This window comes from Pseudomonas sp. MWU349 (genome assembly GCF_017947325.1).
Lineage (GTDB): Bacteria > Pseudomonadota > Gammaproteobacteria > Pseudomonadales > Pseudomonadaceae > Aquipseudomonas > Aquipseudomonas protegens.
In genome coordinates this window covers 1-15947 of the sequence record NZ_JAFEVP010000013.1, presented here as the reverse complement: position 1 = coordinate 15947, position 15947 = coordinate 1, and the positions used below count along the sequence as shown (strand labels likewise).

The 15947-nt window shown below is 55.8% G+C and carries 12 protein-coding genes and 1 tRNA gene; all 13 read right to left on the bottom strand.

Annotated elements, in window-relative coordinates; all coding sequences use genetic code 11:
* The coding region (locus tag KCG88_RS30720; RefSeq protein ID WP_210713758.1) for a GTP-binding protein at positions 1 to 540 on the bottom strand (540 nt) is incomplete at its 3' end.
* A gap of 34 nt (positions 541 to 574) precedes the next feature.
* Positions 575 to 2722 (bottom strand): elongation factor G, encoded by a 2148-nt coding sequence (fusA, locus tag KCG88_RS30715; RefSeq protein WP_011063777.1) that lies wholly within the window; start codon positions 2720 to 2722, stop codon positions 575 to 577.
* A gap of 30 nt (positions 2723 to 2752) precedes the next feature.
* Positions 2753 to 3223 carry a 30S ribosomal protein S7 gene (gene rpsG / locus KCG88_RS30710; RefSeq protein ID WP_007925959.1) on the bottom strand — a complete coding sequence of 157 codons (471 nt, stop codon included), beginning with the start codon at positions 3221 to 3223 and terminating at the stop codon, positions 2753 to 2755.
* A 111-nt stretch (positions 3224 to 3334) separates the two neighbouring features.
* Positions 3335 to 3706, bottom strand: coding sequence for a 30S ribosomal protein S12 (gene rpsL, locus KCG88_RS30705; protein ID WP_003186084.1), 372 nt, complete (start codon positions 3704 to 3706; stop codon positions 3335 to 3337).
* A gap of 201 nt (positions 3707 to 3907) precedes the next feature.
* Positions 3908 to 8107 (bottom strand): DNA-directed RNA polymerase subunit beta', encoded by a 4200-nt coding sequence (rpoC, locus tag KCG88_RS30700; protein ID WP_047289546.1) that lies wholly within the window; start codon positions 8105 to 8107, stop codon positions 3908 to 3910.
* Between the two features lie 64 nt (positions 8108 to 8171).
* The gene (gene rpoB, locus KCG88_RS30695) at positions 8172 to 12245 is read right to left on the bottom strand and encodes a DNA-directed RNA polymerase subunit beta (RefSeq protein WP_011063779.1); all 4074 of its coding nucleotides are present in this window, start codon (positions 12243 to 12245) and stop codon (positions 8172 to 8174) included.
* A gap of 221 nt (positions 12246 to 12466) precedes the next feature.
* Positions 12467 to 12832 carry a 50S ribosomal protein L7/L12 gene (rplL, locus tag KCG88_RS30690; protein ID WP_011063780.1) on the bottom strand — a complete coding sequence of 122 codons (366 nt, stop codon included), beginning with the start codon at positions 12830 to 12832 and terminating at the stop codon, positions 12467 to 12469.
* A gap of 80 nt (positions 12833 to 12912) precedes the next feature.
* Positions 12913 to 13413 carry a 50S ribosomal protein L10 gene (rplJ, locus tag KCG88_RS30685; protein ID WP_011063781.1) on the bottom strand — a complete coding sequence of 167 codons (501 nt, stop codon included), beginning with the start codon at positions 13411 to 13413 and terminating at the stop codon, positions 12913 to 12915.
* Positions 13414 to 13611: 198 nt separating this feature from the next.
* On the bottom strand, positions 13612 to 14307 hold the full coding sequence (gene rplA / locus KCG88_RS30680; RefSeq protein ID WP_011063782.1) for a 50S ribosomal protein L1: 696 nt from the start codon (positions 14305 to 14307) through the stop codon (positions 13612 to 13614).
* Positions 14307 to 14738: a 50S ribosomal protein L11 gene (gene rplK, locus KCG88_RS30675; protein ID WP_003176435.1), complete on the bottom strand. Its 432-nt coding sequence runs from the start codon at positions 14736 to 14738 to the stop codon at positions 14307 to 14309. Before rplK ends, rplA begins: the two co-directional genes overlap by 1 nt.
* Before the next feature lie 118 nt (positions 14739 to 14856).
* Positions 14857 to 15390, bottom strand: coding sequence for a transcription termination/antitermination protein NusG (gene nusG, locus KCG88_RS30670; protein ID WP_002555501.1), 534 nt, complete (start codon positions 15388 to 15390; stop codon positions 14857 to 14859).
* Between the two features lie 9 nt (positions 15391 to 15399).
* Positions 15400 to 15768, bottom strand: coding sequence for a preprotein translocase subunit SecE (gene secE / locus KCG88_RS30665; RefSeq protein ID WP_011063783.1), 369 nt, complete (start codon positions 15766 to 15768; stop codon positions 15400 to 15402).
* 45 nt (positions 15769 to 15813) lie between these two features.
* Positions 15814 to 15889: transfer RNA gene (locus tag KCG88_RS30660), tRNA-Trp, on the bottom strand.
* Positions 15890 to 15947: the final 58 nt, after the last annotated feature.

The following is a 15947-nucleotide window of genomic DNA, read 5'->3' as shown; positions in this document are numbered from 1 at the left end:
GTTCAGAGCCATCAGAGCCGAACCGATGATGATCGGAGTGTCGTCACCTGGGAAGTCGTAAGTGCTCAGCAGGTCGCGCACTTCCATCTCAACCAGTTCCAGCAGCTCAGCGTCGTCAACCATGTCAGCCTTGTTCAGGAAGACAACGATGTACGGAACGCCTACCTGACGGGACAGCAGGATGTGCTCACGGGTTTGTGGCATCGGACCATCGGCAGCCGAGCAAACCAGGATCGCGCCGTCCATCTGCGCAGCACCAGTGATCATGTTTTTGACGTAGTCGGCGTGACCTGGGCAGTCAACGTGCGCGTAGTGACGAATGTTCGAGTCGTACTCTACGTGCGCGGTGTTGATGGTGATACCACGAGCTTTTTCTTCTGGGGCGCTGTCGATCTTGTCGAAGTCAACACGAGCCGAACCGAAAACTTCGGAGCAAACGCGAGTCAGAGCAGCGGTCAGAGTGGTTTTACCGTGGTCAACGTGACCGATAGTGCCAACGTTGACGTGCGGTTTGTTACGTTCAAATTTTTCTTTAGCCACGACAATTAACTCCTAGCCTAAAGGGGAGACTGAATCAGCCTTGTTTTTTAACGAGAGCTTCGACGATGTTCGACGGAGCTTCGGCGTATTTGGAGAATTCCATGGAGTAGCTCGCGCGACCCTGAGACATGGAACGAACGTCAGTTGCATAACCGAACATTTCACCCAGTGGCACTTCAGCACGGATAACCTTGCCGGACACCGAGTCATCCATACCCTGAATCAGACCACGACGACGGTTCAGGTCACCCATCACGTCACCCATGTAGTCCTCTGGGGTTACAACTTCAACCTTCATGATCGGCTCGAGCACAACGCCGCCACCCTTCTGGGCCAGCTGCTTGGTCGCCATGGAGGCTGCCACCTTGAACGCCATCTCGTTGGAGTCGACGTCGTGGTAGGAACCATCAAACACGGTAGCCTTCAGGCCGATCAGCGGATAACCGGCAACGACGCCGTTCTTCATCTGCTCTTCGATACCCTTCTGGATAGCCGGGATGTATTCCTTAGGAACCACACCACCAACAACTTCGTTGGTGAAGACCAGACCTTCGGTGATGTTGCCGTTCGCATCGACGTCTGGCTCCGAGAAACGGATCCAGCAGTGACCGAACTGACCGCGACCGCCGGATTGACGAACGAACTTGCCTTCGATCTCAACGTTGCTCTTGCTGATCTTCTCGCGGTACGAAACCTGCGGCTTGCCGATGTTGGCCTCGACGTTGAACTCGCGCTTCATGCGGTCAACGAGGATGTCCAAGTGCAGCTCACCCATACCGGAGATGATGGTCTGACCAGTCTCTTCGTCGGTCTTGACGCGGAACGACGGGTCTTCCTGAGCCAGCTTGCCCAGTGCAATACCCATCTTTTCCTGGTCCTGCTTGGTTTTCGGCTCTACCGCTACCGAAATCACAGGCTCAGGGAAGTCCATACGCTCAAGAATGATCTGCTTGTCGAGATCGCACAGAGTGTCACCAGTGGTGACGTCTTTCATGCCGATCAGCGCAGCGATGTCGCCTGCACGTACTTCCTTGATCTCTTCACGCTGGTTGGCGTGCATCTGCACCATACGACCAACGCGCTCTTTCTTGCCCTTGACCGAGTTGATCACGGAGTCGCCCGAGCTCAGGAAGCCCGAGTAAACGCGCACGAAAGTCAGAGTACCAACGAACGGGTCGGTAGCAATCTTGAATGCCAGAGCCGAGAACGGTTCAGCATCGTCAGCATGACGCTCGTCGTAGTCAGCCTCTACCAGCTCATCCTTCGGCTTCTCGATGAGATCCGGATGGATACCCTTGATCGCCGGGATCTCGGTAGGAGCAGGCAAGAAGTCGATAACGGCATCGAGAACCAGGGGAACGCCCTTGTTCTTGAACGACGAACCGCAGACGGCCGGAACGATCTCGCTAGCCAGGGTGCGCGCACGCAGACCGGCCTTGATCTCTTCGACAGTCAGGTCACCTTCTTCAAGGTACTTGTTCATCAGCTCTTCGTTGGCTTCAGCAGCAGCTTCAACCATGTTGGAGCGCCACTCGTTAGCCAGGTCCAGCATATCGGCAGGAATTTCTTCCTCGCGATAGGTAGTACCCTTGTCGTCGTCGTTCCAGTAGATAGCCTTCATCTTGATCAGATCAACCTGACCTTCGAAGTTATCTTCAGCACCGATAGCCAGCTGGACCGGAACCGGGGTATGACCCAGGCGGTTCTTAATCTGGCCAACAACGCGCAGGAAGTTGGCACCGGCACGGTCCATCTTGTTCACGTAAACAACACGTGGAACACCGTACTTGTTGGCTTGACGCCATACGGTTTCAGACTGAGGCTCAACACCGGAAGTACCGCAGAACACAACGACCGCGCCGTCGAGTACACGCAGAGAGCGCTCTACTTCAATGGTGAAGTCAACGTGGCCAGGGGTATCGATAACGTTTACACGATAGTTATCGTATTGGCCGCGCGAACCTTTCCAGAAGGTAGTTACAGCAGCGGAGGTAATGGTGATACCCCGCTCCTGCTCCTGCACCATCCAGTCGGTGGTCGCAGCGCCGTCATGCACCTCACCCATCTTGTGGCTGAGACCTGTGTAGAACAGGATCCGCTCGGTAGTGGTAGTCTTGCCCGCGTCAACGTGGGCACAGATACCGATGTTACGGTAGCGGTTGATTGCTGTAGTACGAGCCATAAAGCCCTCGCAAAATGAATGATGCCGATATTAGAAGCGGTAGTGCGAGAAAGCCTTGTTGGCTTCAGCCATACGGTGAACGTCTTCACGCTTCTTAACTGCAGCACCTTTGCCTTCGGCAGCGTCCAGCAGTTCGCCAGCCAAACGCAGAGCCATAGACTTCTCGCCGCGCTTGCGGGCGAAGTCTACCAACCAGCGCATTGCCAGAGCGTTACGACGGGACGGACGAACTTCGACCGGAACCTGGTAAGTAGCACCGCCTACACGGCGCGACTTCACTTCGACCAGCGGAGCGATGGCGTCGAGAGCTTTCTCGAAGATTTCCAGGGGATCGCTGTTCTTGCGCTCTTTAACTTTTTCCAGCGCGCCATAAACGATACGCTCGGCAACGGCTTTCTTGCCGCTTTCCATTACGTGGTTCATGAACTTGGCGAGGATCTGGCTTCCGTATTTCGGATCGTCCAGAATCTCACGTTTGGCTGCTACGCGACGTCTTGGCATTGATAAGCCCTCAAACGGTCTTCAGGTTAGCTCGGGACAGTTGATCCAATGGACGCGTGCCCGACCTTACTCTTATCGACTCAATATAATTAAAAACTGCAAAACGACCGATTACTTCGGACGCTTGGTACCGTACTTCGAACGACCTTGGTTACGACCTTTAACGCCGGAAGTATCCAGGGAGCCGCGAACGGTGTGGTAACGAACACCTGGCAAGTCTTTTACACGGCCGCCGCGAATCAGTACGACGCTGTGCTCTTGCAGGTTGTGGCCTTCACCGCCGATGTACGAGGAAACCTCGAAACCGTTGGTCAGACGCACACGGCATACTTTACGCAGTGCCGAGTTAGGTTTTTTCGGCGTAGTGGTATACACGCGAGTGCACACGCCACGACGTTGCGGGCAGTTCTGCAGCGCAGGCACGTCGGATTTCTCGACGATACGCTTACGCGGCTGACGTACCAGCTGGTTGATAGTTGCCATCTACTAGCTCCACTGTTGTCTTTCGACATAAACAAAATGGCAGAGCACGAGCTCCACCAAATTTAGGGGTACAAGAGTCTAAAGAGGATCTTGTCCCCAGTCAAGGCAAGGCCCCGGCCTCCCCGATCAGCGAACCTCGACAAAAAGTGTCTTGGTTCTCAATCGAAAAAGCCGGGGCCCCGTCTCAATCTACTGCAGACCTCAGTTACCGCTGGAGTTCAGCGCTTCAGTCAGTGCTGCTTCGACTTCGCTTGCGCTTACGCGCAGTGGCTTGTCTGCATCACGACGACGCTTACGCTCGCTGTGGTACGCCAGGCCAGTACCGGCCGGGATCAGACGACCCACAACCACGTTTTCTTTCAGGCCACGCAGGTAGTCGCGCTTGCCGGTTACCGCCGCTTCGGTCAGTACACGGGTGGTCTCTTGGAAAGAGGCCGCCGAGATGAACGACTCGGTGGACAAGGACGCCTTGGTGATACCCAGCAGTACGCGGGTGAACTTGGCGACGAACTTGTCTTCGGTGCTCAGACGCTCGTTTTCTACCAGTACGTGAGTCAGTTCCATCTGGTCACCCTTGATGAAGCTGGAGTCGCCGGACTCGGCAATCTCAACTTTACGCAGCATCTGACGCAGGATGGTCTCGATGTGCTTGTCGTTGATCTTCACGCCTTGCAGACGGTAAACGTCCTGGATCTCGTTGACGATGTACTTGGCCAGCGCACTCACACCCAGCAGACGCAGGATGTCGTGTGGATCGCTCGGACCGTCGGAGATAACTTCGCCGCGGTTCACTTGTTCGCCTTCGAAGACGTTCAGGTGACGCCACTTCGGAATCAGCTCTTCATACGGATCGCTACCGTCGTTCGGAGTAATGACCAGACGGCGCTTGCCCTTGGTCTCTTTACCGAACGCGATGGTGCCGCTGACTTCTGCCAGAATCGACGCCTCTTTCGGACGACGAGCTTCGAACAGGTCGGCAACACGCGGCAGACCACCGGTGATGTCACGGGTCTTCGAAGTTTCTTGCGGAATACGAGCGATAACATCACCGATCGCGATCTGCGCACCGTCGGCAACACCGACCAGGGCGTTGGCCGGCAGGAAGTACTGTGCTGGTACGTCGGTACCTGGCAGCAGCAGATCCTTCCCATCCATACCCACCATCTTCACAGCAGGACGGATGTCCTTGCCGGCAGCTGGACGGTCTTTGACGTCAAGCACTTCAATGTTGGTCATACCGGTCAATTCGTCAGTCTGACGCTTGATCGTGATGCCTTCTTCCATGCCCACGTAGGTCACGGTACCTTTCATTTCGGTAACGATCGGGTGAGTGTGCGGATCCCACTTGGCCACGATAGCGCCAGCGTCGACCTTGTCACCTTCTTTAACCGAAATCACAGCACCGTACGGCAGCTTGTAACGCTCGCGCTCACGACCGAAGTCATCAGCGATTGCCAGCTCACCGGAACGGGACACAGCAACCAGGTGACCATCCACACGCTCAACGTGCTTCAGGTTGTGCAGACGGACGGTACCGCCATTCTTCACCTGAACGCTGTCGGCTGCGGAAGTACGGCTCGCCGCACCACCAATGTGGAACGTACGCATGGTCAGCTGGGTACCCGGCTCACCGATGGATTGGGCAGCGATAACGCCGACCGCCTCACCAATGTTCACCTGGTGGCCACGAGCCAGGTCACGGCCGTAGCACTTGGCACAGATGCCATAGCGGGTTTCGCAGCTGATCGGCGAACGCACGATCACTTCGTCGATGCTGTTGAGCTCGATGAATTCAACCCACTTTTCGTCTACCAGGGTGCCGGCAGGAACGATGACGTCCTCGGTACCCGGCTTGAATACGTCACGGGCGATAACACGACCCAATACGCGCTCACCCAGTGGCTCTACAACGTCGCCGCCTTCAATGTGCGGAGTCATCAGCAGGCCGTGTTCGGTGCCGCAATCGATCTCGGTTACAACCAGATCCTGCGCAACGTCCACCAGACGACGAGTCAGGTAACCGGAGTTCGCAGTTTTCAACGCGGTATCCGCCAGACCTTTACGAGCACCGTGAGTCGAGATGAAGTACTGGAGTACGCTCAGACCTTCACGGAAGTTCGCAGTAATCGGCGTTTCGATGATGGAGCCGTCCGGCTTGGCCATCAGACCACGCATACCGGCCAGCTGACGGATCTGTGCTGCGGAACCCCGCGCACCCGAGTCAGCCATCATGTACATCGAGTTGAACGATTCTTGCTCGACTTCGTCGCCATTGCGGTCGATGACCTTCTCTTTCGAGAGGTTGGCCATCATCGCCTTGGATACTTCGTCGTTGGCCTTCGACCAAAGGTCGATCACTTTGTTGTACTTCTCGCCCTGGGTTACCAGGCCGGAGGCGTACTGGCTCTCGATTTCTTTCACTTCGTCGGTGGCAGCACCGATGATGCGAGCCTTTTCATCCGGGATAACGAAGTCGTTAACACCGATGGAAACGCCGGAAATGGTCGAGTAAGCGAAACCGGTGTACATCAACTGGTCAGCGAAGATAACGGTCTCTTTCAGACCAACCACGCGGTAGCACTGGTTGATCAGCTTGGAGATCGCCTTCTTCTTCATCGGCAGGTTGACGACGTCGAACGACAGACCCTTCGGCACAACCTGGAACAGCAGCGCACGGCCGACAGTGGTGTCGACAATACGGGTGGTGCTCACGCTGCCGCCATCACGATCATTGACGGTTTCGCTGATGCGAACCTTGATCTTGGCGTGCAGAGCAGCTTCGCCGGCGCGGAACACGCGGTCGACTTCCTGCAGGTCAGCGAACACACGACCTTCGCCCTTGGCGTTGATCGCTTCACGAGTCATGTAGTACAGACCCAGTACAACGTCCTGCGACGGAACGATGATTGGCTCACCGTTGGCTGGCGACAGAATGTTGTTGGTCGACATCATCAACGCACGCGCTTCCAGCTGGGCTTCCAGGGTCAGCGGTACGTGCACGGCCATTTGGTCGCCGTCGAAGTCGGCGTTGTACGCAGCACAGACCAGAGGGTGCAGCTGGATAGCCTTACCTTCGATCAGTACCGGTTCAAACGCCTGGATACCCAGACGGTGAAGGGTCGGTGCACGGTTGAGGAGAACCGGGTGTTCACGGATCACTTCAGCGAGAACGTCCCAAACCTCTGGCAGTTCGCGCTCGACCATCTTCTTGGCGGCTTTGATGGTGGTGGCCAGGCCACGCATTTCCAACTTACCGAAGATGAATGGCTTGAACAGCTCGAGAGCCATCTTCTTGGGCAGACCGCACTGATGCAGACGCAGGGTCGGACCTACTGTAATTACCGAACGACCGGAGTAGTCAACACGCTTACCGAGCAAGTTCTGACGGAAACGACCTTGCTTACCCTTGATCATGTCAGCCAGGGATTTCAGAGGACGCTTGTTGGAACCGGTGATAGCGCGGCCACGACGACCGTTGTCGAGCAGTGCATCGACAGCTTCCTGCAACATACGCTTTTCGTTGCGCACGATGATGTCCGGAGCGGACAGATCCAGCAGGCGCTTCAAACGGTTGTTACGGTTGATCACTCGACGATACAGATCGTTGAGGTCGGAAGTGGCGAAACGACCGCCATCCAGCGGGACCAGTGGACGCAGGTCTGGCGGCAGAACCGGCAGAACGGTCAGCACCATCCACTCTGGCAGGTTGCCGGAACCCTGGAAGGCTTCCATCAACTTCAGACGCTTGGACAGCTTCTTGATCTTGGTTTCCGAGTTGGTTTGCGGAATCTCTTCACGCAGACGGCCAATCTCGTGCTCCAGGTCGATAGCGTGCAGCAGCTCACGGACAGCCTCGGCACCCATGCGGGCGTCGAAGTCATCACCGAACTCTTCCAGCGCCTCGAAGTACTGCTCATCGTTCAGCAGCTGACCTTTTTCAAGGGTGGTCATGCCTGGATCGATAACGACATAGCTCTCGAAGTAGAGAACGCGCTCGATATCACGCAGAGTCATGTCCATCAGCAAGCCGATACGGGACGGCAGCGATTTCAGGAACCAGATGTGGGCGACCGGCGAAGCCAGTTCGATGTGCGCCATGCGCTCACGACGAACCTTGGCCAGCGCAACTTCAACGCCGCACTTCTCGCAGATCACGCCGCGATGCTTCAAGCGCTTGTACTTACCGCACAGGCACTCGTAATCCTTTACCGGGCCAAAGATCTTGGCGCAGAACAGGCCGTCACGCTCAGGCTTGAACGTACGGTAGTTGATGGTTTCCGGCTTTTTAACTTCACCGAACGACCACGAACGGATCATCTCAGGCGAGGCCAATCCGATACGGATGGCGTCGAACTCTTCGACTTGACCCTGGTTTTTCAGCAAATTCAGTAGGTCTTTCAAGGCCTTTCCTCCTGGCGGAGCAGAGAGCGGGCAATCCTGCCCCGCTCTCGATTCGCGTCACGTGTTATTCGGTTTCCAGATCGATATCGATGCCGAGGGAACGAATTTCTTTGATCAACACGTTGAAGGACTCGGGCATGCCCGGCTCCATACGGTGATCGCCGTCCACGATGTTTTTGTACATCTTGGTACGACCGTTCACATCGTCCGACTTCACTGTGAGCATTTCTTGCAGAGTGTATGCAGCACCGTATGCTTCCAGTGCCCAGACCTCCATCTCCCCGAAACGCTGACCACCGAACTGCGCCTTACCACCCAGCGGCTGCTGGGTAACCAGGCTGTACGAACCGGTAGAACGAGCGTGCATCTTGTCGTCTACCAAGTGGTTCAGTTTCAGCATGTACATGTAGCCAACGGTAACTGGACGCTCGAACTTGTTGCCGGTACGGCCGTCGGTCAGTTGCATCTGGCCGCTTTCTGGCAGGTCCGCCAGTTTCAGCATGGCCTTGATTTCGCTTTCCTTGGCACCGTCGAACACCGGAGTGGCCATCGGAACACCGCCGCGCAGGTTGTTCGCCAGATCCAGGATCTCCTGATCGGAGAAGCTGTCCAGGTCTTCGTTACGACCGCCGATCTGGTTGTAGATCTCGTCCAGGAAGGTACGCAGTTCTGCGACCTTGCGCTGCTCTTCGACCATGCGATTGATCTTCTCGCCCAGACCTTTGGCCGCGAGGCCCAGGTGAGTTTCGAGGATCTGACCAACGTTCATACGCGAAGGTACGCCCAGCGGGTTAAGGACTACGTCGACCGGGGTGCCATTGGCATCGTGCGGCATGTCTTCAACCGGCATGATCACGGAGACCACACCCTTGTTACCGTGACGACCGGCCATCTTGTCACCCGGCTGGATGCGACGACGGATTGCCAGGTAGACCTTGACGATTTTCAGCACGCCTGGAGCCAGGTCATCGCCCTGCTGTAGCTTGCGCTTCTTGTCTTCGAACTTGTCGTCCAGCAGACGGCGACGATCAACGATGTAGGCCTGGGCCTTCTCGAGCTGCTCGTTCAGAGCGTCTTCAGCCATGCGCAGTTTGAACCACTGGCCGTGCTCAAGACCGTCGAGAACTTCGTCGGTGATTTCCTGACCCTTCTTCAGGCCGGCGCCGCCTTCGGCTTTATGGCCGACCAGAGCGGAGCGCAGACGTTCGAAGGTCGCACCTTCAACAATGCGGAACTCTTCGTTCAGGTCCTTGCGGATCTCGTCCAGCTGGCTCTTCTCGATCGACAGTGCACGAGCATCACGCTCAACGCCGTCACGAGTGAAGACCTGTACGTCAATGACGGTGCCCTTGGTACCAGTAGGTACACGCAGGGAGGTGTCTTTAACGTCGCTGGCTTTTTCACCGAAGATCGCACGCAGCAGCTTCTCTTCCGGAGTCAGCTGAGTCTCGCCTTTCGGAGTGACCTTACCGACCAGGATGTCGCCTGCGCCAACTTCAGCACCTACATAAACGATACCGGCTTCGTCCAGCTTGTTCAGTGCAGCCTCACCCACGTTCGGGATGTCTGCAGTGATTTCCTCTGGGCCAAGCTTGGTGTCACGCGCCACACAGGTCAGTTCCTGGATGTGGATCGTGGTGAAACGGTCTTCCTGAACCACACGCTCGGACAGGCAGATGGAGTCTTCGAAGTTGAAGCCGTTCCACGCCATGAATGCGATGCGCATGTTCTGACCCAGAGCCAGTTCACCCATATCGGTGGACGGACCATCGGCCATGATGTCGCTGCGCTGAACCCGATCACCCTTGCTCACCAGCGGACGCTGGTTGATGCAGGTGTTCTGGTTGGAGCGGGTGTACTTGGTCAGGTTGTAGATGTCGACGCCGGCTTCACCGGTTTCAACTTCATCATCAGCAACACGAACCACGATACGGCTGGCATCGACCGAGTCGATCACGCCGCCACGACGAGCCACGACGCAAACGCCGGAGTCACGGGCAACGTTGCGCTCCATGCCGGTACCTACCAGCGGCTTGTCAGCACGCAGGGTCGGTACAGCCTGACGCTGCATGTTGGAACCCATCAATGCACGGTTGGCGTCGTCGTGCTCGAGGAACGGAATCAGCGACGCTGCGACCGAAACTACCTGCTTCGGCGAAACGTCCATCAAGGTGACGTCTTCCGGCGCCTTGACGGTGAATTCGTTCAAGTGACGAACAGCTACCAGCTCATCGACCAACTGACCTTTGTCGTTCATGGTCGCCGAAGCCTGGGCGATCACGTGATCGGCCTCTTCGATAGCGGACAGGAACACGATCTCGTCGGTTACCAGAGCGTCTTTCACCACACGGTACGGGCTCTCGAGGAAGCCGTACTGGTTGGTGCGCGCATAGGCCGCCAGGGAGTTGATCAGACCGATGTTCGGACCTTCCGGCGTTTCAATCGGGCATACACGACCGTAGTGGGTCGGGTGTACGTCACGGACTTCGAAGCCTGCACGCTCACGGGTCAGACCACCCGGGCCAAGTGCAGAAACACGACGCTTGTGGGTGATCTCGGACAGCGGGTTGTTCTGGTCCATGAACTGGGACAGCTGGCTGGAACCGAAGAACTCTTTCACTGCCGCAGCCACTGGCTTGGCATTGATCAGGTCTTGCGGCATCAGGCCTTCGCTTTCAGCCATCGACAGGCGCTCTTTGACCGCACGCTCTACACGCACCAGGCCAACGCGGAACTGGTTCTCGGCCATTTCGCCTACGCAGCGAACACGACGGTTACCCAGGTGGTCGATGTCGTCGACGATGCCTTTACCGTTACGGATGTCGACCAGAGTCTTCAGTACGGCAACGATGTCTTCTTTGCACAGGACGCCCGAACCTTCGATCTCGGTACGACCGATACGGCGGTTGAACTTCATCCGGCCAACGGCAGACAAGTCATAGCGCTCAGGGCTGAAGAACAGGTTGTTGAACAGAGTCTCGGCAGCATCTTTGGTCGGTGGCTCGCCAGGACGCATCATGCGATAGATCTCGACCAGGGCTTCCAATTGGTTGCTGGTGGAGTCGATCTTCAGAGTGTCAGAGACGAACGGACCGCAGTCGATGTCGTTGGTGTACAGAGTCTCGATGCGAACGACCTGGGCCTTGGCGATTTTTGCCAGGATCTCGGTGTTCAGCTCGGTGTTGCACTCTGCCAGGATTTCACCGGTAGCCGGGTGCACGATAGCCTTGGCAGTAGTACGGCCCAGGACGTAGTCCAGAGGTACATCCAGCTCTTTGATACCGGCTTTTTCCAGCTGGTTGATGTGACGAGCGGTGATACGACGACCCTGCTCGACAATAACCTTGCCCTTGTCATCCTGGATGTCCAGAACGGCAATCTCACCACGCAGGCGCTGAGGCACCAGCTCCAGGCTCAGGCTCTCGCCTTTCACATGGAATACGTTGGTGGTGTAGAAAGCGTCCAGCACTTCTTCAGTGGTGTAGCCCAGCGCGCGCAGCAGAACCGACGCAGGCAACTTGCGGCGACGGTCGATACGGACGAACACGCAGTCTTTCGGATCGAACTCGAAGTCCAGCCACGAACCGCGGTATGGAATGATCCGCGCGGAGTACAGCAGCTTACCGGAGCTGTGCGTCTTGCCACGGTCGTGGTCGAAGAATACGCCAGGGGAACGGTGCAGCTGGGAAACGATTACACGCTCGGTACCGTTGATTACGAAGGTACCGTTCTCAGTCATCAGGGGGATTTCACCCATGTAGACTTCTTGCTCTTTGATGTCCTTGATCGCTTTGTTCGACGATTCTTTGTCGAAAATGATCAGACGGACTTTTACCCGCAAAGGTACGGCGTAAGTTACACCACGCAACACGCATTCTTTAACATCAAACGCCGGTTCGCCCAGGCGATAACCGACATACTCCAACGCAGCATTGCCGGAGTAGCTGATGATCGGGAAAACGGATTTGAAGGCCGCATGCAGGCCCACGTCGCGGAACTGATCTTTAGTCGCTCCCGCTTGCAAGAATTCACGATACGAATCCAGCTGGATGGCCAGGAGGTACGGCACATCCATGACGTCCGGCAACTTGCTAAAGTCCTTGCGGATACGTTTTTTCTCAGTATATGAGTAAGCCATCAGCGTTCCCCAGCTTGGTCACCTGCTTATTCGGCTCCTCCCGACGGGAGCAGCCAGAAAATCGTGCAAACCCTTTGGTTTGCGCCACCGCACAGGGTGGGTTACAGCACGTTACTGGCACCGACCCAGTCGGTCGCCAATAACGGAAAAAGGCCGGTGGCAAAAGCCACCAGCCATCAGCCGTTCGCTTAACGCTTGGGCTGGAGACACAAAGTCGATGCTTACTTGAGCTCGACTTTAGCGCCTGCTTCTTCCAGAGCTGCTTTGGCTTTGTCAGCTGCTTCTTTAGCAACAGCTTCCAGAACCATGGCAGGAGCACCGTCAACTACAGCCTTGGCTTCTTTCAGGCCCAGACCGGTCAGTTCACGTACAGCCTTGATCACGTTAACTTTCTTCTCGCCAGCTTCGGTCAGCATGACGTTGAATTCAGTTTGCTCTTCAACAACAGCGGCAGCAGCAGCTGGGCCAGCAGCGGCAACAGCAGCGGTAACGCCGAAGGTTTCTTCCATTGCCTTGATCAGCTCAACAACTTCCAGAACGGTTTTCTGGCCGATTGCTTCGATGATTTGCTCGTTAGTCAGAGACATGACTATAAATTCCTGTATTGGGGTGACAGCCTACGCAGCCATCAAATTAAACATATGATTTTGAAAGGGCTTGCAGTGCCTTAGGCAGCAGCAGCTTCTTTCTGGTCGCGAATAGCCGCCAGAGTACGAGCCAGCTTGCTGGTAGCGCCTTGAATCACGCTCATCAGCTTCGCAATAGCTTCGTCGCGAGTTGGCAGCGAAGCCAACACGTCGATCTCGTTTGCTGCGAGGTACTTGCCCTCGAACGCAGCTGCCTTGATCTCGAACTTTTCCTGACCCTTTGCGAACTCTTTGAAAATACGAGCGGCAGCGCCCGGATGTTCCTTGGAGAATGCAATCAGGGTAGGGCCGACGAACGCGTCGTTGAGCACGTCATATTGAGTGCCTTCAACTGCGCGCTTGAGCAGGGTGTTACGTACGACACGTACATAAACACCAGCTTCGCGGGCCTCTTTACGGAGTCCGGTCATAGCGCCTACTGTCACACCACGGGCATCAGCCACGACAGCGGACAGAGCGGCTTTGGCAGCCTCGTTGACTTCAGCGACGATGGCCTTCTTGTCTTCGAGTTTAATTGCCACGGGTTTAACTCCTGCTTGTTACCGTTTCATCCAACCGGAGCTGGATGTCGTTTTGGTGTCTGATTCGGTAAGGAACCGGGAGCACCATCTGCGTAGGCTTGAGGTTTAAGACTTGCGTCGCCTACGGTCTTGGATAGCCCCCGCCAGGCAGGGACCCCAATTTTTCAGCGCGTGCAACTGCTTGCACACGCTTGTGTCTTATACGTCCAGCGAACCCTGGTCGATGACCAGACCTGGGCCCATAGTGGTGCTCAGGGTAACGCGCTTGACGTAGATGCCTTTCGAAGAAGCTGGCTTGATACGCTTCAGGTCAGCGATCAGGGCTTCAACGTTTTCCTTCAGCTTGACGGCGTCGAAGCCGACCTTGCCAACGGAAGTGTGGATGATGCCGTTCTTGTCGGTACGATAGCGAACCTGACCAGCCTTGGCGTTCTTAACTGCCGAAGCTACGTCTGGAGTAACGGTACCGACTTTCGGGTTAGGCATCAGGCCGCGAGGACCCAGAACCTGACCCAGCTGACCCACAACGCGCATTGCATCCGGGGAAGCAATAACCACGTCATAGTTCAGGTCGCCGCCTTTCATTTCGGCAGCCAGATCGTCCATACCTACGCGGTCTGCACCGGCAGCCAGAGCAGCTTCAGCTGCTGGGCCCTGGGTGAACACAGCTACACGTACAGTCTTGCCAGTGCCGTGTGGCAGCACAGTAGCGCTACGAACAACCTGGTCAGATTTACGTGGGTCTACGCCCAGGTTCACAGCAACGTCTACGGACTCGCTGAACTTAACGGTCGACAGCTCGGTCAGGAGAGCGGCGGCTTCTACGAAGTTGTAGGCCTTGCCTGCTTCAATCTTGCCGGCGATAGCCTTTTGGCGCTTGGTCAGCTTAGCCATTACACACCCTCCACGTTAAGGCCCATGCTACGAGCAGAACCGGCGATAGTACGCACGGCTGCATCCATATCAGCTGCAGTCAGATCCGCGTTTTTGGTTTTCGCGATTTCTTCCAGCTGAGCACGGGTAACAGTGCCAACCTTAACGGTGTTTGGACGAGCGGAACCGCTGGTCAGGCCAGCAGCTTTCTTCAGCAGAACCGAAGCAGGGGTGCTCTTAGTTTCGAAAGTGAAGCTGCGGTCACTGTAAACAGTGATGATCACAGGAGTCGGCAGGCCTGGCTCAAGACCCTGAGTACGGGCGTTGAAAGCTTTGCAGAATTCCATGATGTTCACGCCGTGCTGACCCAGAGCTGGACCAACGGGTGGACTTGGGTTGGCCTGAGCGGCCTTAACTTGCAGCTTGATGTAAGCAGTAATCTTCTTAGCCATGAGGCACTCCAATTACGGGTTCAGACGCCTAGACAGGCTCCCCGGTTACTTGCGCGTTTATCCCAGTGACGACAAAACCCCACAGCCTAAGGCTGCGGGGTATGGGATTCTCGTTCAGTTATGCCTTCTCGACCTGACTGAACTCTAGCTCTACCGGAGTAGAGCGACCGAAAATGAGCACTGCAACCTGTATGCGGCTCTTTTCGTAGTTAACTTCTTCGACCGTACCGTTAAAGTCAGCAAATGGACCGTCAGTAACACGGACCACCTCACCCGGCTCAAACAGGGTCTTAGGCTTGGGCTTGTCGCTGCCATCAGCAACTCGACGCAGAATCGCTTCTGCTTCTTTGTCGGTGATAGGAGCCGGCTTGTCGGCAGTACCACCAATAAAGCCCATGACACGAGGAGTGTCCTTGACCAAGTGCCAAGTACCCTCGTTCATATCCATCTGTACCAGCACATAGCCTGGAAAGAATTTACGCTCGCTTTTGCGCTTCTGGCCATTGCGCATCTCAACCACTTCTTCAGTGGGGACCAGAATTTCGCCGAAGCCATCTTCCATGCCAGCCAGCTTCACACGCTCGATCAACGAACGCATTACATGCTTCTCGTAACCCGAGTAAGCATGCACAACGTACCAACGCTTAGCCACGGGACACCCTTAGCCAACAATCAAGGAAACAAGCCAACCGAGCAGGGAATCTAGCCCCCACAACAGCAACGCCATGACCAGAACCACAGCCACAACAATCAATGTGGTCTGCGTGGTCTCTTGGCGAGTTGGCCATACGACTTTACGAATCTCAGTGCGCGCTTCCTTAACCAGGACAAAGAACGACTTACCCTTGGCAGTCTGCAGGCCAACAAAGGCAGCAACTGCGGCAATGACAAGTAGCGCCAAGACACGATACAGGATCGGCGAAGCAGAGTAGTACTGATTGCCAACAACACCAACAATCACCAAGGCAACAACAACCAGCCACTTGAGCAGATCGAAGCGAGAGCCTTGAGCTTCAGCCTTAGGAGTCATCTATGAAGATCCTGTGAAAAGAAAGCCAGACACATTGAGTGAATCTGGCAGGTCAGGAGGGAATCGAACCCCCAACCTACGGTTTTGGAGACCGTCGCTCTGCCAATTGAGCTACTGACCTAAAAACAAAATCAGGCCGACCATTATGTCGGCCCGATGGAGATATATCAAGAACTTAT

Coding starts and splice junctions, on each gene's coding strand:
- rpoB (WP_011063779.1), bottom strand. CDS start 12,245: ATGGCTTACTCATATACTGAGAAAAAACGTATCCGCAAGGACTTTAGC.
- fusA (WP_011063777.1), bottom strand. CDS start 2,722: ATGGCTCGTACTACAGCAATCAACCGCTACCGTAACATCGGTATCTGT.
- rplL (WP_011063780.1), bottom strand. CDS start 12,832: ATGTCTCTGACTAACGAGCAAATCATCGAAGCAATCGGCCAGAAAACC.
- rpsL (WP_003186084.1), bottom strand. CDS start 3,706: ATGGCAACTATCAACCAGCTGGTACGTCAGCCGCGTAAGCGTATCGTC.
- rplA (WP_011063782.1), bottom strand. CDS start 14,307: ATGGCTAAGCTGACCAAGCGCCAAAAGGCTATCGCCGGCAAGATTGAA.
- rplK (WP_003176435.1), bottom strand. CDS start 14,738: ATGGCTAAGAAGATTACTGCTTACATCAAGCTGCAAGTTAAGGCCGCT.
- secE (WP_011063783.1), bottom strand. CDS start 15,768: ATGACTCCTAAGGCTGAAGCTCAAGGCTCTCGCTTCGATCTGCTCAAG.
- rpsG (WP_007925959.1), bottom strand. CDS start 3,223: ATGCCAAGACGTCGCGTAGCAGCCAAACGTGAGATTCTGGACGATCCG.